The organism is Pseudomonas sp. LB3P81, assembly GCF_054897965.1.
Genome location: NZ_JBUBVG010000001.1, coordinates 3560432 through 3578575, shown reverse-complemented (window position 1 = coordinate 3578575; position 18144 = coordinate 3560432). Strand labels below are relative to the sequence as shown.

General features: G+C 57.7%; 13 protein-coding genes and 2 pseudogenes. 5 read left to right on the top strand and 10 right to left on the bottom strand.

Annotation, left to right across the window (positions count from 1 at the left end):
* Positions 1 to 28 precede the first annotated feature (28 nt).
* A complete protein-coding gene (locus ACYZTL_RS16450; protein WP_461952667.1) occupies positions 29 to 715 on the bottom strand; it encodes a hypothetical protein in 687 nt (228 codons plus the stop codon).
* A 345-nt stretch (positions 716 to 1060) separates the two neighbouring features.
* Here ACYZTL_RS16450 and ACYZTL_RS16445 point away from each other — a divergent pair, with 345 nt between their 5' ends.
* Positions 1061 to 1684, top strand: coding sequence for a recombinase family protein (locus ACYZTL_RS16445; protein WP_461952666.1), 624 nt, complete (start codon positions 1061 to 1063; stop codon positions 1682 to 1684).
* A 71-nt stretch (positions 1685 to 1755) separates the two neighbouring features.
* Here ACYZTL_RS16445 and ACYZTL_RS16440 read toward each other — a convergent pair whose 3' ends face one another.
* Positions 1756 to 3549 (bottom strand): recombinase family protein, encoded by a 1794-nt coding sequence (locus tag ACYZTL_RS16440; RefSeq protein ID WP_461952665.1) that lies wholly within the window; start codon positions 3547 to 3549, stop codon positions 1756 to 1758.
* Between the two features lie 38 nt (positions 3550 to 3587).
* Between ACYZTL_RS16440 and ACYZTL_RS16435 the strand changes: the two are divergent.
* Positions 3588 to 4448: pseudogene (locus ACYZTL_RS16435) on the top strand (YifB family Mg chelatase-like AAA ATPase); the annotation flags it as partial.
* 64 nt (positions 4449 to 4512) lie between these two features.
* Here ACYZTL_RS16435 and ACYZTL_RS16430 read toward each other — a convergent pair.
* Positions 4513 to 5433 (bottom strand): annotated as a pseudogene (locus ACYZTL_RS16430) (LysR substrate-binding domain-containing protein).
* Positions 5434 to 5591: 158 nt separating this feature from the next.
* Here ACYZTL_RS16430 and ACYZTL_RS16425 point away from each other — a divergent pair.
* Positions 5592 to 6986: a NorM family multidrug efflux MATE transporter gene (locus ACYZTL_RS16425; RefSeq protein WP_461952664.1), complete on the top strand. Its 1395-nt coding sequence runs from the start codon at positions 5592 to 5594 to the stop codon at positions 6984 to 6986.
* A gap of 140 nt (positions 6987 to 7126) precedes the next feature.
* Here ACYZTL_RS16425 and ACYZTL_RS16420 read toward each other — a convergent pair whose 3' ends face one another.
* Positions 7127 to 8800 carry a putative bifunctional diguanylate cyclase/phosphodiesterase gene (locus ACYZTL_RS16420; RefSeq protein ID WP_461952663.1) on the bottom strand — a complete coding sequence of 558 codons (1674 nt, stop codon included), beginning with the start codon at positions 8798 to 8800 and terminating at the stop codon, positions 7127 to 7129.
* Between the two features lie 265 nt (positions 8801 to 9065).
* Here ACYZTL_RS16420 and rep point away from each other — a divergent pair, with 265 nt between their 5' ends.
* Entirely contained in the window at positions 9066 to 11075 is a 2010-nt protein-coding gene (gene rep / locus ACYZTL_RS16415; protein ID WP_461952662.1) for a DNA helicase Rep, read from the top strand.
* Positions 11076 to 11145: 70 nt separating this feature from the next.
* Positions 11146 to 11718, top strand: coding sequence for a xanthine phosphoribosyltransferase (locus tag ACYZTL_RS16410; protein ID WP_010465159.1), 573 nt, complete (start codon positions 11146 to 11148; stop codon positions 11716 to 11718).
* Between the two features lie 143 nt (positions 11719 to 11861).
* Here the strand turns inward: ACYZTL_RS16410 and ACYZTL_RS16405 are convergent, their stop codons facing one another.
* The 6 genes from ACYZTL_RS16405 to dadA form a co-directional block, all read right to left on the bottom strand.
* On the bottom strand, positions 11862 to 13784 hold the full coding sequence (locus ACYZTL_RS16405; RefSeq protein ID WP_461952661.1) for an acetyl-CoA hydrolase/transferase C-terminal domain-containing protein: 1923 nt from the start codon (positions 13782 to 13784) through the stop codon (positions 11862 to 11864).
* 245 nt (positions 13785 to 14029) lie between these two features.
* The gene (locus ACYZTL_RS16400; RefSeq protein WP_461952660.1) at positions 14030 to 14455 is read right to left on the bottom strand and encodes a c-type cytochrome; all 426 of its coding nucleotides are present in this window, start codon (positions 14453 to 14455) and stop codon (positions 14030 to 14032) included.
* A 170-nt stretch (positions 14456 to 14625) separates the two neighbouring features.
* Positions 14626 to 15174, bottom strand: coding sequence for a cupin domain-containing protein (locus ACYZTL_RS16395; protein ID WP_007947433.1), 549 nt, complete (start codon positions 15172 to 15174; stop codon positions 14626 to 14628).
* Between the two features lie 128 nt (positions 15175 to 15302).
* Positions 15303 to 16376, bottom strand: coding sequence for an alanine racemase (gene alr, locus ACYZTL_RS16390; protein ID WP_461952659.1), 1074 nt, complete (start codon positions 16374 to 16376; stop codon positions 15303 to 15305).
* 96 nt (positions 16377 to 16472) lie between these two features.
* The gene (locus ACYZTL_RS16385; protein WP_461952658.1) at positions 16473 to 16826 is read right to left on the bottom strand and encodes a RidA family protein; all 354 of its coding nucleotides are present in this window, start codon (positions 16824 to 16826) and stop codon (positions 16473 to 16475) included.
* Positions 16798 to 18102 carry a D-amino acid dehydrogenase gene (dadA, locus tag ACYZTL_RS16380; RefSeq protein WP_461952657.1) on the bottom strand — a complete coding sequence of 435 codons (1305 nt, stop codon included), beginning with the start codon at positions 18100 to 18102 and terminating at the stop codon, positions 16798 to 16800. The genes ACYZTL_RS16385 and dadA overlap by 29 nt, the downstream gene beginning before the upstream one ends.
* Between the last annotated feature and the right edge of the window lie 42 nt (positions 18103 to 18144).

The following is an 18144-nucleotide window of genomic DNA, read 5'->3' as shown; positions in this document are numbered from 1 at the left end:
AACGCTACGAACCCGCCAGCAAGCCCTCTCATAGAACTCTTGAATAAAAATACAAAAGCATCAGGGTAACGACGCCTGATAGCCATGTAAGACGCGATATCACTTTAGCCTGCCCACGTTGCATGTCAGTCATGATCGTTGCTAGGCGGTCAGCAGGCGGCTCTACCGCCAATGGTTCATACGCTGGTTCATCAGATGGCTCAGCGTCATCGACTGCTGTTGGCCCATCGATCAGCCCTAGATTGATTGCCACCTCAATAACTTGAATCCATGGCTTTTCTTCAATGTTCCACACCTTCTCCCACCCATCCGGGTCGTACCCGTATGTTAGCCCTCGGGTGGTGAGATGAATTATGGACGGAAGTGATTTATGCGACAGTCTGTCGAGCAGGGTTTTGAACGTATCTGGATCGAGCGCTACATCCGCTGAACACGACTCAGGAATGCGTTCGTCATCATCGTCATACGGGGCATTGTATGAGACGTGGCCGATGAAGCCCTCGTTCTTGCCCTTGTCACTGATATGCAGGCGTTCCACAAACTGCACAGACCAATGAACATCCCGTAGTGACCGGCGATCCTGTGTGAGTACGTCGCTCGGGAAAGGCAATGACAGCCGCATGTTTATGGTTCGTGATACGGGCCCATCTAGCACCCTTCCGATGGTGAAGGAGGCACTGACAGGTCGAAAGCGCAGGATAGGGGTAACGTCCATGATGGTTCCTCGTTGAATCCTGACGCCAAGCTATCACACGAGATGTCTAGGATTAGCTTCTACTTCACTTAACACGCTTAGACCGTTCGCAGATCGAATCACGGGTGCGTTCCGTTGTGGGCGGGATCATATCCAAATGGATACCGGCGATCACAGAGCGTCCACCCAAATCGACTCCATCATTCAACTTTAAAGGTAGATCGCCCTCGCCCACAGCTCTCATTTAGCTCTACTTTTCTGGTAGTTCGATAACGATCGTCATCCGACTATCAAAAGCCTATTGCAGATAGATATATGATCGTATTATCATAGGTCTATCAAATTCAACATTAAAGGATAAAGGAATTGAAAGCACATTTGTACCTTCGGGCTAGTACCAAGGACCAAGACGCATTAAGAGCGAAAGCTAGCTTGGATGCATTCGTAAATGATAAAGGGCTTGTCGTTGTCGGTGTTTATTCGGAACACGTCAGTGGGACAACGTTAGATCGTCCAGAACTAATGCGATTGCTGGATTCAGCCCAACCCGGTGAATGCATCGTGTGTGAAAGTGTTGACCGTTTAAGCCGTCTGTCCCAATTCGATTGGGAAACACTGAAATCCAAGATCAAAGCAAAGGGCTTACGCCTTGTGATCGCAGATTTACCTACCACTCACATGTTGATTGATGACAAGGGCATGACCGGCCAGATCATGGGAGTTATCAACAGCATGCTGTTGGACCTCATGGCGACGATGGCTCGCCTTGACCAAGAAAAACGCGTTGAACGAATCAAGCAAGGTTTGGAAAACAAACGTCTAGCAGACCCAGATTGGACACCGAAGGGAAAGGGAAAGAATGTCGAAAAGTGGGAAAAGGTAAAAGCGTTGATGGTTAAACACCCAACGATGTCTGCGGAAGACGTTGCCAAACTTGCAGAAGTTGGCGTTGCAACGGTCTACCGAATCAAACGTGGTGCCCGCTCCTAGGGACCGGAAGTTAAACGGTTCCATCCCTAGGTTACCATCCGGCGAAGATCAATTCGGACATTCAGCTGTCATTACGCTTCGTCCACCGGAGCACCCCAAAATTGTTTTCCCATGATGTTCAATAATTTTTGATTAGCGGCTTCATTATCCGCCGCACTGAAGCGAAACTGATGCACGTCAATCTCACCCGGTACATTATTCTTGTACGTTGCCATCGACTCATCTGATAACGCTTCTTTCAACATATCATCAGGCTTAGCTATTAGCTTTGTCGATTGCATGTCATTCTGACGGATACCGGCACGTAGTAATTCAATGGAAAAAGGTACAAATAGCGGGTCTTGTCCATGATCTGCCATATAGATAAACTTTGGCACTTCTCCCACCATCACACTATATTGAACCCGGATATCATCGTGTTTAATCCAGACCTTTACTCCTAGCCGCTGGACCTGCTGATTTGCCAAATATCGGCCTTCATATGAAATCAAATCAAGCTTCTTGAAGAAATCAAATTTGTCGGTGACATACTCAGATGAAAGATCGACTTTGCATTGGTCAAGCTCAATCTCCATATTTGACACGTCACCTTCAATGTTTGCAGCGGTTTCTGCAAGTGTTCTTGAGGGGTACGATTGCAGCAACGCAGAAACTTCTACGAGCTTCACCCTTGCCGATTCTAACCTTCCTTCAAGCTCGCTAATACGCTTGCGTAACGACTGCGCATTATCTTTGATCAATGATGCCATATTCAGCTTGGCAAGCATTTCTTTAAAAACGATTTCACTTCCATCTAATCGGACTGACCGATTAATACACGCCCCCTTCGCAGATGTAGAACAACGAAGATATTTCTGCCCCTTCGGCGGTTTCCCTTTATTAACCAAATGCATTGGCGACTTGCAGTATGCACATACAGCAATTTTTGTCCAAACATTGAAGTTGGTTGTTGTCTTCGTTACCTTTGAAACATTTCGAGACCTACGACCGTTCAACGCCGCATAATACAATTCATCATCGATTATTTCCGGGTAGAACCTCTTGATTGGCTCACCAGAAATACGACGTTGCCCCTCGGTCCAAATGTTTGGCTGATATTCTCCAAGCACTGATCTGTTCGTCAGTATCTTGGCGATTGAACTATTTCCCCACAACCCAGATTTGTTCCTTTTTTCAGTGCCAAAAACTGGCACACCTTCACTATTGAATAGTTTTACAATCGCTCGCTGCCCGTAACCTTGGACTGTCAGTTCAAACACTCTTTTCACAACATTGGCACGCTCAGCAATGACCCTGTATGCCTCACCATCGAACGATAACCATTGTGGGCATGCAGCCCCAAGGGGTACGCCTTCGGATCGCGCCAAGGCTTGTTTCTGCTGCCATGCGTCTGAAACTCTCTGCCCTTTCACCGAAGACTCGGAATGAGCACGCGACATATGGAAAATTGACATAACCAATTGCATTGTTTCGGCGGACTTTTTGTAAACAGTTCCATCACCGAATGTAACTACAATGATCCCGCTATTTAGAAGGTCCAGAAATCGTGGTAACGCCTCTGTGACCTGTTCCCGACTGAGCCGATCAAGTGATTCAACCAACAAGTAGGAGCCAGGAGCGATCTTGCCTTCTTTTACATAGTCGTAAAACCGACCAAGACTACTGGTCACCCGACTGACGTTACTTCCTCTATAAGCGCTTACACCCGCATCCAAAAAAGCGAAGTCGTTATCCTTTACAAGCTCCAAATCGTGCTTGTCTGCGTACTCGATAGCCGCCTTGTATTGGCGTCGACGGCTGTCTCCCTTTGCCTGCTCTGGAGTTGAGAAACGCACATAACTGTAGGCCTTCGGTCTGCTGGTCATCGGTCAAACACAGATTGGTTTAGGTGGGTGTATTGTACCACAACATGCTGTTCAGCGGGCCGCCGGGGACAGGGAAAACGCTTTTGGCAAGTCGGTTGCCGGGGCTGTTGCCGCCGTTGGCAGAAAGCGAGGCGCTGGAAGTCGCGGCGATTCAATCGGTCACCAGTTGTGTACCGCTGAGTCATTGGCCACAGCGACCGTTTCGCCAACCCCACCATTCCGCTTCCGGACCAGCATTGGTGGGTGGCGGCTCGAAACCGCAGCCTGGCGAAATCACATTGGCCCATCACGGCGTGCTGTTTCTCGATGAGCTTCCGGAGTTTGATCGAAAGGTATTGGAGGTATTGAGAGAGCCATTGGAATCCGGCCACATCGTGATTTCCCGCGCCAAGGATCGCGTACGCTTCCCGGCCCGCTTTCAACTGGTGGCGGCAATGAACCCCTGCCCCTGTGGATATCTTGGCGAACCGAGCGGCAAATGCAGTTGTACACCGGACATGGTCCAGCGCTACCGCAACAAACTCTCCGGTCCGTTGCTGGACCGAATCGATTTGCACCTGACTGTCGCCCGTGAAGCCACAGCGTTGAATCCGGCCGTAAAACCCGGTGACGACACCGCTACAGCCGCTTCTCTGGTCGCAGATGCAAGGGAGCGACAACATAGACGCCAGGGTTGCGCCAATGCATTTCTCGATCTGCCAGGACTGCGCAAACATTGCAACTTATCCACAACCGACGAGGCATGGCTGGAAACAGCCTGTGAGCGGCTGACCTTGTCGTTACGGTCAGCGCATCGGTTGCTCAAGGTTGCGCGCACTCTGGCAGACCTTGAACAAGTCGATGGCATTACCCGGGAGCATTTGGCCGAGGCGTTGCAGTATCGGCCGGCGACTCAATAAGTGCCGAAATCGCGTCGCGCCATTCGCGAGCAATCTCCCACACTGGATGTGCGGCTCTATCGATTCAGCACAAGTGCTCGACATCCGGCAATTTCATCGCCCGTGCTTCGCCTTGCAGGAAATCGCTGAGGCGTCGCAAGCGTTCACCTCCGGGGCGTGTTTTCGGCCAGACGAGGTAATAATTCTCACCGCTCGCAACGGCAGTCGGCCACGGCAAACTCAGACGCCCCTGAGCGACATCCTCGGCCACCATCAGCAGATCGCCCATCGACACGCCATAACCCCGGGCCGCAGCAATCATCCCCAGTTCAAGCGTATCGAACACCTGTCCGCCCTTGAGCGACACCTGATCGGTCAGCCCCATGCGTTCCAGCCAGTTGCGCCAGTCACGCCGGTCCGGCGTCGGGTGCAGCAGTTCGGCATTGGCCAGGCGCGCAACGTCCCACGGTTGATCCTTCAGAAGATTGGGCGCGCCCACTGGAATCAGCTCCTCGGGGAACAGGAAACTCGCCTCCCAGTCCGGTGGAAAATGCCCGTTGCTGAGAATGACGGCACAGTCGAATGGCTCATGGTTGAAGTCTACCGAATCGACGTCCATCCAAGCGCTGGTCAGTTGCACCTCGTTGCCCGGTTGCAGATGGCGGAAACGGCTGAGCCGCGCCAGCAACCAACGCATGGTCAGTGTGGACGGAGCTTTCATGCGCAGGATGTCATCCTCGGCGCGCAAGGTATTGCAGGCGCGTTCAAGTGCCGTGAAGCCTTCGCGAATGCCGGGCAGGATCAGCCGCGCCGACTCGGTCAGTTGCAGATTGCGCCCGCTGCGGTGAAACAGCCGACAGGCAAAGTGCTCTTCGAGCGTACGAATGTGTCGACTGACTGCGCTCTGCGTAATCGACAACTATTCAGCGGCGCGGGTAAACGAGCTATGCCGCGCCGCCGCTTCGAATGCGCGAAGGGCATAAAGGGGAGGAAGACGACGGGACATTCGGAAAGCTCCTATAGCGCAATCGCGTCAACTTATCAGAAGTTCTTCATGATGAGTTTTAATCATGCCATCCATCCTTTTTATCCCTTTGTGCAAACCCCGCAGAGCGCCGAGAATCGACGCTTTCCTGTTCTCTTTGACCATCGAGCGTGATGACCATGCAGCATCCAGCGCGTATTGAACTCTGGGCCATCCTGCGGCTGGCGGGGCCGTTGATTGCCTCGCAGTTGGCGCACATGCTGATGGTCCTCACCGACACCTTGATGATGGCGCGCCTGAGTCCCGAAGCTCTGGCCGGCGGCGGACTCGGCGCCGCGACCTATTCGTTTGTGTCGATCTTTTGCATCGGTGTCATCGCGGCAGTTGGCACCCTGGTGGCGATCCGTCAGGGCGCGGGCAATATCGTCGGCGCGGCGCGGCTGACCCAGGCCGGTTTGTGGCTGGCGTGGTTGATGGCTTTGGTCGCCGGGTTGCTGCTGTGGAATCTCAAACCGGTTTTGCTGCTGTTCGGCCAGACCGAAACCAACGTTCAGGCCGCCGGGCAGTTCCTGCTGATCCTGCCGTTCGCCCTGCCCGGCTACCTGAGTTTCATGGCCCTGCGCGGTTTCACCAGTGCCATCGGCCGGGCGACGCCGGTGATGGTTATCAGCCTTGGCGGCACGGTGGCCAACTTCGTATTCAACTATGCGTTGATCACCGGGATGTTCGGCCTGCCGAAAATGGGCCTGGTGGGCATCGGTCTGGTCACGGCGATTGTCGCCAACCTTATGGCGCTGGCGTTGGCGCTGCACATTCGGCGGCATCCGGCGTACGACGCGTATCCGTTGCGCCAGGGATTGTCGCGGCCTAACCGGCAGTATCTTAAAGAGTTGTGGCGCCTGGGCCTGCCGATTGGTGGCACCTACGCAGTGGAAGTCGGGCTGTTTGCCTTCGCCGCGCTGTGCATGGGCACCATGGGCAGTACGCAACTGGGCGCGCACCAGATCGCGCTGCAAATCGTCTCGGTGGCGTTCATGATTCCGGCGGGGCTTTCCTATGCGATCACCATGCGTATCGGCCAGCATTACGGCGCCGGGCAACTGTTGGACGCGAGACTGGCCGGACGGGTCGGGATCGCGTTTGGCGCGGCGGCAATGCTCGCCTTCGCGATGGTCTTCTGGTTGCTGCCGAATCAGTTGATCGGCCTGTTCCTGGACCACAACGACCCGGCCTTCCGCCCCGTCATCGAATTGGCTGTAAGCCTGCTGGCGGTAGCGGCGTGGTTCGAGCTGTTCGACGGTACGCAGACCATCGCCATGGGCTGCATTCGCGGGCTCAAGGACGCCAAGACCACGTTCCTGGTCGGACTGGGTTGCTATTGGCTGATTGGCGCGCCTGCCGCATGGTGGATGGCCTTCCATTTGGACTGGGGACCGACGGGCGTCTGGTGGGGGTTGGCGCTGGGATTGGCGTGCGCGGCGGTGAGCCTGACGCTGGCGTTTGAGTGGAAGATGAAGCGGATGATTCGGCGGGAGCCGTCATCGCGGCGTTTCGAGGCCGTTCAGGCTGAATGATGTCCCTGTGGGAGCGAGCCTGTGTGGAGAGGGAGCTTGCTCCCGCTGGGTCGCGAAGCGGCCCCAAACGCTTTGCGACTGCTTCGCAGCCGAGCGGGAGCAAGCTCCCTCGCCACAAAAGCTCCCACATGGGTTTGTGTTTAGACCACGACTTCCAGTGCAGGCTGCTGACTACTGTCAAACGTCAAATACTCAACCAACTCCACCAACGGCAACGGCTTGCTGATCAGATACCCTTGCACCTGATCGCAGCCAAAGCCGCGCAACAGTTCCATCTGCTCCAGCGTTTCGACACCTTCGGCGACGACCTCGAGATTGAGGTTGTGCGCCAGGTTGATCATCGCATGGACCAGTTTGCGATTCTCTTCGCGCCCCTCCATCCCGCCGACGAAACTCTTGTCGACCTTCAACAAGGCAATCGGCAGGCTGTTGAGGTGCACGAAGGACGAGAACCCGGTGCCGAAGTCATCCAGGGAGAAGCGCACACCCAAGCGCCCGAGGGCATCCATGGTCTGCTTCACCAGATCGCTGCGGCGCATGACCGCCGTTTCGGTCAGTTCGAATTCCAGCCATTGCGCCTCGACGCCGCGTTCGGTAATCAGCCGGCTCAGGGTCGACAACAACTGGCTGTCCTGAAACTGCCGGAACGACAGGTTGATTGCCATGTGCAATGCCGGCAATCCCAGTTCGCGCAGCGCCTGCATGTCGCGCAACGCGCGGGAAATGACCCAGTAACCGAGCGGCACGATCAAACCGCTTTGCTCGGCCAGTGGTACGAACTCACTCGGCGGCAGCAAGCCACGCTCGGCATGGCGCCAGCGCACCAGGGCTTCGAGGCCGACGATCTGGCCGTCTTCGAGATTCAGGCGTGGCTGGTAATGCAGTTCCAGCTCATCGCGACGCAACGCCCGGCGCAGCTCGCTTTCGAGGTCGGCCATGCTGCGGGCATTGCGGTTGATGCGTTCGTTGAAAATGTGAAAGGTGCAGCCTTGAGTGCTCTTGGCTTGCTGCATGGCGATGTGCGCGTGCCACATCAGCGGGTCGGCGCCCGCCTGGGCGCGGGCATGGGCGATACCCAGGCTGGAACCGATCAACAGGCTTTCGCCGTCGACCCAATAAGGCTCGGCCAGCGCTTCGGTGATGCGTTCCGCCATCCATTCGGCGCGTTGCGGCGCGCGGCGGGTGTCGATCAGCAGGGCGAACTCATCGCTGCCCAGCCGCGCCAATTGATCGCCCGCCTCGAGCTGGCTTTTCAGCCGTGCGACCACTTGCAGAATCAACCGGTCGCCGGCCTGGTGGCCGAGGGCGTCGTTGGCGTGGCGGAAGTTATCGAGGTCAAGGTGACCGAGGGCCAGGCCGCGGCCCTCGTTTTCCGCCAGTCGCGCGGCCAGCAAGGTCTGGAAACCCTGGCGGTTGGCGATGCCGGTCAGCGGATCTTGTTCGGCCAGGCGCTGCAGGGTGTTTTCCAGCACGCCGCGCTCACGCACATGACGCAGACAGCGGCGCAACATGCCGGAATCGAGATGATCGCGCACCAACCAGTCGCTCACGCCATCGGGCGGCAACAGCGGTTCGTGCTCGAGCAGCAACACCGTCGGCAAATTGCAACGGCCCGCCCCCGGCTGAAGGGCCGGGATCGTCAACAACACCGCGCTGCGGTTGTCATCGAACAGAGCGCTGACCGATTCCCAGCTCGGAGCGCTGATGAGCACGACCGAGCTCCCCATCGGAGCCAGACACTCGCGCAACAACGCTGCCCACGCCGGCTCTTCAGCCAGTAGCAGCAAACGCAAGGGTTCGACAGGCGTAGACAAGCTAGCTCCCTAGACTCTGCAATGATGTAGGCGGCGGGCATTATGCCGTGCCGATAACCAATGACCAAATGACATCAGTTATCGAACGAAGCCTTTGTATCCGAAATTACGAACATTAGACGCAAACTCATCGCGCATCCTGCGTGAAAGTAACAAAACCGGCAAATATAGATAGCGTGTTGCGTCACAAGTCGGAGAGAGCAGCACAATTCGCTGAGCCTGTTAAAATGCCGGCCCATTTCGTGACTGAATCCTGAATTTACGTATGTCCCGACTCAATCCCCGGCAGCAAGAAGCCGTGAGCTACGTCGGCGGCCCTCTTTTGGTGCTCGCCGGCGCGGGCTCCGGCAAGACCAGTGTGATCACGCGCAAGATCGCACACTTGATCCAGAACTGCGGCATTCGCGCCCAGTACATCGTCGCCATGACCTTTACCAACAAGGCCGCGCGCGAGATGAAGGAACGGGTCGGCACCCTGCTCAAGGGCGGCGAAGGCCGTGGCCTGACGGTGTGCACCTTTCACAACCTGGGCCTGAACATCATCCGCAAGGAACACGTGCGGCTGGGCTACAAACCGGGCTTCTCGATCTTCGACGAGACCGATGTCAAAGCCCTGATGACCGACATCATGCAGAAGGAATACTCGGGCGACGACGGCGTCGACGAGATCAAGAACATGATCGGCTCGTGGAAAAACGACCTGATCCTGCCGCCCGAAGCCCTGGAAAACGCGCGCAATCCCAAGGAACAGACCGCCGCCATCGTCTACACCCACTATCAGCGCACACTCAAGGCGTTCAATGCGGTGGACTTTGACGACCTGATCCTGCTGCCGGTGAAACTGTTCCAGGAACACGCCGACATCCTCGAAAAGTGGCAGAACAAAGTCCGCTACCTGCTGGTGGACGAATACCAGGACACCAACGCCAGCCAGTATTTGCTGGTGAAATTGCTGATCGGCACGCGCAACCAGTTCACCGTGGTCGGCGACGACGACCAGTCGATCTACGCCTGGCGTGGCGCCCGCCCGGAAAACCTGATGCTGCTCAAGGACGACTATCCGTCCCTGAAAGTCGTCATGCTGGAGCAGAACTATCGCTCCACCAGTCGCATCCTGCGCTGCGCCAACGTGCTGATCTCGAACAACCCGCATGAGTTCGAAAAACAACTGTGGAGCGAGATGGGCCACGGCGACGAAATCCGCGTGATCCGCTGCCGCAACGAAGACGCCGAAGCCGAGCGCGTGGCCGTGGAACTGCTGACCCTGCACTTGCGCACCGACCGGCCATACAGCGATTTCGCGATTCTGTATCGCGGTAACTATCAGGCCAAGCTGATCGAGCTGAAGCTGCAGCACCACCAGATTCCGTATCGTCTGTCCGGCGGCAACAGCTTCTTCGGACGTCAGGAAGTGAAAGACCTGATGGCCTACTTCCGCCTGATCGTGAACCCGGATGACGACAACGCCTTCCTGCGAGTGATCAACGTCCCACGCCGGGAGATCGGTTCGACTACGTTGGAAAAGCTCGGCAACTACGCCACCGAACGCAAGATCTCGATGTACGCCGCTACCGACGAAATCGGCCTGGGCGAGCATCTGGACACGCGGTTCACCGATCGCCTGTCGCGCTTCAAGCGCTTCATGGACAAGGTCCGCGAGCAGTGCGCCGGCGAAGACCCGATCTCGGCGCTGCGCAGCATGGTCATGGACATCGACTACGAGAACTGGCTGCGCACCAACAGTTCCAGCGACAAGGCCGCCGACTACCGCATGGGTAACGTCTGGTTCCTCATCGAGGCGTTGAAAAACACCCTGGAGAAAGACGAAGAAGGCGAGATGACCGTCGAGGACGCCATCGGCAAACTCGTCCTGCGCGACATGCTGGAACGTCAGCAGGAAGAGGAAGACGGCGCCGAAGGCGTGCAGATGATGACCTTGCACGCCTCCAAGGGGCTGGAGTTTCCTTACGTGTTCATCATGGGCATGGAAGAGGAAATCCTCCCGCACCGCTCCAGCATCGAAGCCGACACCATCGAAGAAGAACGCCGCCTGGCCTACGTCGGGATTACCCGCGCACGTCAGACGCTGGCCTTCACCTTCGCGGCCAAGCGCAAGCAATACGGCGAAATCATCGACTGCGCACCCAGCCGCTTCCTCGATGAACTGCCGCCGGATGACCTGACCTGGGAAGGTACCGACGACACGCCGGTTGAAGTCAAAGCCGTTCGCGGCAATACCGCATTGGCGGATATACGCGCGATGTTAAAGCGCTAGAATTGAGCACTTTTTAACCGAACACTTTTTGACAAGCTAGGCGCACATGGCGCCAGTAGAGGAACGCTTCATGGAAGCACTGCACCAGAAAATTCGCGAACAAGGCATCGTGCTTTCCGATCAGGTCCTGAAGGTCGACGCCTTTTTGAACCACCAGATCGACCCGGCGCTGATGAAACTGATCGGCGACGAGTTCGCTGCGCTGTTCAAGGACTCGGGCATCACCAAGATCGTCACCATCGAAGCCTCGGGCATTGCCCCGGCGATCATGACTGGCCTGAACCTGGGCGTGCCGGTGATTTTTGCGCGCAAGCATCAGTCCCTGACCCTGACCGAAAACCTGCTGTCGGCGACCGTTTACTCGTTCACCAAGCAGACCGAAAGCACCGTGGCGATCTCCCCGCGCCACCTGACCAGCAGCGACCGCGTGCTGATCATTGATGACTTTCTGGCCAACGGTAAGGCGTCGCAGGCGCTGATCTCGATCATCAAACAGGCCGGCGCAACCGTGGCGGGCCTGGGGATTGTGATTGAGAAGTCGTTCCAGGGTGGGCGTGCGGAGCTGGATGCGCAGGGTTATCGGGTTGAGTCTTTGGCGCGGGTGCAATCCCTTGCTGGCGGCGTCGTGACCTTCATCGAATAACACCCACACCACAAATCCCATGTGGGAGCGGCGGTGCGACGATTCGACTTGCTCGCGAAGGCGGCGTGTCAGTTGACATCATCGGTGACTGACACGGCCTCTTCGCGAGCAAGCCCGCTCCCACATTTGATCTCCGTTTGCCGTTATTGCGCGGTGGCTTTGAGGCCGGTGAGCAACAAGCGCTGAAACAAGTCCTCTTTCACACCCTCCGGGTTGGTCAGCTGCATCCGCTCCAGATGTTCAGGAAACGCTGCCGGCTCCGGCGCATCCAGCGCAGCCTTGCCCAACTCCAGAATCTCGCTCAGTTTGAACTTGCTCTTCAACCAGTTCAGCGCCCGCAACAAATCCCGCTCCTCAGCGGTGAAATCACACCCCAGTGGATACTCCGGAAACAACTGTGGATGCCGCGCCTGAATCGCCTGCAATCGCTGCGGACTGTTGTCTGCAAAACGCGGATCAAGACGGAAATTCTTCGGCAATTTGCCCACGTTCTGCGCCTGCTCGATCAACCCCGACTGGAAGCGTGAATCGCTGATATTCAGCAACGCCTCGATCACTGCCGCATCGGTCTTGCCGCGCAAATCGGCGATGCCGTACTCGGTGACCACAATGTCCCGCAGATGCCGCGGGATCGTGCAATGGCCGTACTCCCAGACGAGGTTGGAACTGACCTCCCCGCCCGACTCACGCCAGCTGCGCAGCAGCAGAATCGAACGCGCGCCTTCCAGCGCATGGCCTTGGGCAACGAAGTTGTATTGCCCGCCGACGCCGCTGAGCACCCGCCCGTCTTCGAGCTGATCGGCCACACCGGCGCCGAGCAGCGTCATGGTGAACACCGTGTTGATAAAGCGCGCATCGAGGCGCTGCAAGCGTTTGAGTTCTTCCTGACCGTAGAGCTCGTTGATGTAGCTGATGCGGGTCATGTTGAATTCGAGCCGCTTACTTTGCGGCAACTCACGCAGACGCTCGTAGAAACTGCGCGGCCCGAGGAAGAAACCGCCGTGCACGCTGATGCCGTCGGTTTGCGCGGCCTCGTCCAGCGTGCCGGCATTCGCCTGTTGTTGGGTCGGCACGTCCGGGTAGACCTTGCGCCATACGATGCCGGCGTCGGCCAGCACCAGCAAACCGTTGACGAACATTTCACTGCAACCATAAAGGCCTTTGGCGAACGGTTCGACGCCACCCTCACGGTCGATCAATTGCGCCCACTGGCTGAGATTCACGTCTGCGAGCAAGGCCTTGTAACCCGTATTGTCCACCTGCCGCGCCAACAACGCGGCGGTCAGCGCATCGCCCATGGAGCCGATGCCGATCTGCAAAGTCCCGCCGTCGCGCACCAGCGTGCTGGCGTGCAGGCCGATGAAGTGATCCTGGAAACCCACAGGCATGTTCGGCGTGGAGAACAGCGTGGTGTTGTCTTTCTCGTCGATCAGCAGGTCGAAGGTGTCGATGCCGATTTCGGCGTCGCCGGGCATGTACGGCAAGTCGTTATGCACCTGGCCCACGAGCAGGATTGTCTCCCCCGCTGCCCGGCGTTTGGCGATCATCGGGAACAGGTCGAGGGTGATGTCCGGGTTGCAGCTCAGGCTCAGACGATCGGGATGCTCGCTGTGGCTGGCGACCAGTTGCGCGACCAGGTTCAAACCGGCTGCGTTGATGTCCCGCGCGGCATGGCTGTAGTTGCTGCTCACGTAATTCTGCTGTGCGGATACGCTATGGAGCAGGCTGCCGGGCTGCATGAAGAATTGCTGAATGTGGATGTTGGGCGGCAGGTTGTCCTTGTGCAGGCCTGCGAGGAAATCCAGTTCCGGATAGTCACCGAAGACCCGTTCGATGAAGGGCTCAAGGAAGCGTTTTTGCAAACCGTCGCCCAATGAAGGTCGGCCGAGGCACAGCGCGGTGTAGATCGTCAGCTGCCGCTCGGGCAGTTGCGCAACGCGTTGATACAGTGCGTTTACGAAATGGTTGGGTTTGCCCAGACCGAGGGGCAGGCCCATGTGGATGTGCGCCGGTAACCGGGCCAGCACATCATCGACCGCTTGCTCGATAGAACACAGCTGCACCATCTGATCCTCCCTGACATTCCGTGAATTGGGGTTGGACCGAGCTTGCCGGGTCTTTGCAGCAATGAACACCAAAAAAACTGATCGGCCAACACCAAAACCTTTGTAGGAGCTGCCGCAGGCTGCGATCTTTTGATGTTGATTGTTTAAAACAAGATCAAAAGATCGCAGCCTGCGGCAGCTCCTACAGGGGATCAACAGGCACAAAAAAGCCGCTCGAAAGCGGCTTTTTCGCTGGAGATGATGGCTTATTTCAAGCCGGACATCTTCTGGATAGCGCCTTTGAGATCGGCGTCAGCGCAATCAGCGCAGGTGCCTTTCGGAGGCATTGCATTGACGCCGGAGATCGCTTTCGCGAGCAAACCGTCAAGGCCGCCTGCTTTCTTGGCGCGCTCGCCCCAAGCAGCGGCATCACCGATTTTCGGCGCGCCCAACAGGCCGGTGCCGTGGCAAGCGTTGCAATGTTTTGCGATCACTGAATCCGGGGTTTTGGCATCACCACCACCCGCCGAAGCAGCAACTTCCATCCCCTTGCACTCTTTACCCGTCACACAGACCTGGCCAACTGGCTCAAGGCGTTTCGCAATGTCGTCGTTGGTCGCAGCTTGAGCGCTGACAGCCCATAGGGCCAATACGGTTGCTGGTACGGCCAGCATTTTCATAATTAGGTTCACGCGTTCACCCTCAATGGTGGCTAGTCACGCCTACGGCCACGGTTCGCAGGCGGGCGCAAGTATAGCGGTAAGCCCGCCGCACTGAAACAACCCCAAAGTCGAAGGGGTCTTGTTGCGCCGCGGTAAAACCCTTCGGATGCCGCTGCCGTGCTGGCAGGACGCCTCTTCCCTTAGAAATTCGCGGGCGTGGCTGCGCTGATTAGTCGCGCCGGCGCATCGAACGGATTACGGAAACGGTGAGGCTTGGTACTTTCAAAGTAGTAGCTATCGCCTGCTTCAAGCACAAAAGTTTCCAGCCCGACCACCAGTTCCAGCCGACCTTCCACCAGAATCCCGGTTTCCTCGCCCTCATGGGTGAGCATCTCGTCACCGGTGTCGGCGCCAGGCGGGTAGATTTCATTGAGGAAGGCGATGGCGCGGCTCGGGTGCGCCCGGCCGACCAGCTTCATGGTCACGGCACCATCGGAAATATCGATCAGCTCGTTAGCCTTGTAGACGATCTGAGTCGGTTTTTCCTGCAGGATCTCTTCGGAAAAGAACTCGACCATGGACATGGGTATCCCGCCCAGTACCTTGCGCAGCGAACTGATCGAGGGGCTGACGCTGTTCTTCTCGATCATCGAAATGGTGCTGTTGGTGACGCCCGCGCGTTTGGCGAGTTCACGCTGCGAAAGACCTTTGAGCTTACGGATGGATTGCAGTCGTTCACCGACGTCCAATACTGGAGCCTCCAGGGATTCAGGTTGTAGGAATATTGAGCGTTATCATGGCGACAGCGTTCAGTATTTACAACACTTTGACCTGAATCCCGTTCGGCGAGGCGACTTTCGGCGCGCAGCGTTTTGGCCTAAGCCCCGGAATAGAGCAGCGGCACCCGGCGCAGGTTGCAGAAGATCTGATAAGGAATCGTGTCCGCAGCCGCCGCAACGTCGCTGGCGAGGATGTTTTTGCCCCACAACTCGACGGTCGAACCGAGGCCGGCTTGCGGCACATCGGTCAAATCAACACAGAGCATGTCCATCGACACCCGGCCAATCAACTGGCTGCGCTGACCGGCGACCATCACTGGCGTACCGGTCGGCGCGTGACGCGGGTAGCCATCGGCGTAACCCATGGCCACCACCCCCACACGCATCGGTTTTTTGTTGATGAATTTGGCGCCGTAACCGATCGGCTCGCCGGCCGGCAGTTCACGCACGCAAATCACTTTCGATTCCAGGGTCATCACCGGTTGCAGGCGGGACGCTACGGCGTTGGCTTCTTCGAAGGGCGTGGCGCCGTAGAGCATGATGCCCGGGCGAACCCAGTCGCTTGGAATCTGCGGCCAACCGAGCACCGCCGGTGAGTTGCGCAAGCTGATTTCGGCGGACAAACCCTGGCGCGCCTCTTCAAACACCGCAACTTGCTCGGCGCTGGCTTGACTGTGCAGCTCATCGGCGCGGGCGAAGTGGCTCATCAGCACGATCTTCGCAACCTTGCCGCTGGCCAGCAGCCGTTGATAGGCCACCTGGTAATCCTTTGGATGCAGGCCGACCCGGTGCATGCCGGAATCAAGTTTGAGCCAGATCGTGATCGGCTTGCTCAGCGCGGCGCTCTCGATGGCTTCGAGCTGCCACAGCGAATGCACCACGCACCAGAAATCATGCTCGACGATCAGCGCCAATTCATCGGCTTCGAAAAAGCCTTCCAGCAACAACACCGGAGCCCGAATGCCCGCGGCGCGCAATTCCAGCGCTTCTTCAATGCACGCCACGGCAAACCCGTCCGCCTCGGCTTCCAGCGCCTGGGCGCAACGCACCGCGCCATGGCCGTAGGCATCGGCCTTGATCACCGCGAGGGCCTTGGCCCCGGTGAGTTCACGGGCGATCCGGTAGTTGTGACGCAGGGCTTGAAGGTCGATCAGGGCACGGGCTGGACGCATGGCGGCAGGCTTCTAGGCGGTCATGGGAATAAAAACCGGCGCTGGCTGACGGCGTCAACCGCCAACAGCACCGGGAGAGGGATCTTTCTGAAAAGCTTATGGCAGAGCGGCGACAACCGACAGCTCGACCAGGATTTCCGGTTCGCACAGCTTCGATTCAACCGTCGCACGGGCCGGGGCGACGCCTTTTGGCAGCCACGTGTCCCACACTGCGTTCATGCCTTCGAAGTGCGCGTCGATGTCTTTCAGGTAAATCGTCACCGACAACAAATGGTTCTTGTCGGTCCCGGCCAGATCGAGCAAACGCTCGATGTTGGCGAGGGTTTCACGGGTCTGCTGTTCAATCCCGGCGTTCATGTCGTCGCCAACCTGTCCGGCCAGATACACAGTGCCGTTGTGGCTGACGATTTGGCTCATGCGCTCATTGGTGAGCTGGCGCTGGATTGCCATGTTTTGCGGACTCCTGGATTTTGCTGCCATAACGGGAAATATCGAGGCCTTCGGCGCTGATCTGCGGCGTTTTCTTCGCCATCAGATCGGCGAGCAAACGACCGGAACCACAGGCCATGGTCCAGCCGAGCGTACCGTGACCGGTGTTCAGGAACAGATTCTTGAACGGCGTGGCGCCAACGATTGGCGTGCCGTCCGGCGTGGTCGGACGCAGGCCAGTCCAAAAGCTTGCCTGGGCCAGATCGCCGCCCTGAGGATAAAGGTCGTTGACGATCATCTCCAGGGTTTCGCGCCGACGCGGGTTCAGCGACAGGTCAAAACCGGCTATTTCAGCCATGCCGCCGACACGGATACGGTTGTCGAAACGGGTGATCGCGACCTTGTACGTCTCGTCGAGAATGGTCGAAGTCGGGGCCATCGCCGGGTTGGTGATCGGCACAGTCAGGGAGTAACCCTTGAGTGGATACACCGGGGCGCGGATACCCAGTGGCTTGAGCAACTGCGGCGAGTAGCTGCCGAGTGCCAAAACGTAGCGGTCAGCGGTTTCCAGCTTGCCGTCGATCCACACCCCGTTGATGCGATCACCGGCGTAGTCGAGCTTCTGAATGTCTTGGCCGAAGCGGAATTCCACACCCAGTTTCACCGCCATTTCGGCCAGTCGAACGGTGAACATCTGGCAGTCGCCGGTCTGGTCGTTCGGCAGGCGCAGGGCACCGGCGAGGATGTCGGTGACGCTGGCGAGGGCCGGCTCAACGCGGGCAATGCCTTCGCGATCGAGCAGTTCGAACGGTACGCCGGACTCTTTCAGCACAGCGATGTCTTTCGCGGCGCCGTCGAGTTGAGCCTGGGTGCGGAACAGTTGGGTCGTACCGAGGCTGCGGCCTTCATAGGCGATGCCGGTTTCGGCGCGCAATTCGTCGAGGCAGTCACGGCTGTACTCGGACAGACGAACCATGCGCTCCTTGTTCACCGCGTAACGACTGGCGGTGCAGTTGCGCAGCATCTGCGCCATCCACAGGTATTGGTCGATGTCGGCGGTGGCCTTGATCGCCAGCGGTGCGTGGCGCTGCAACAGCCACTTGATGGCCTTGAGCGGCACACCCGGCGCTGCCCACGGCGAGGCATAACCCGGCGAGACCTGCCCGGCGTTGGCGAAACTGGTCTCCATGGCCGCAGCCGGCTGACGGTCCACCACCACCACTTCGAACCCGGCACGCGCCAGATAATAAGCACTGGTGGTACCGATGACGCCGCTACCCAAGACCATAACGCGCATTTTCATATCCCTCATCGCGGCGTGCCGCTGACGTTTGTAGTT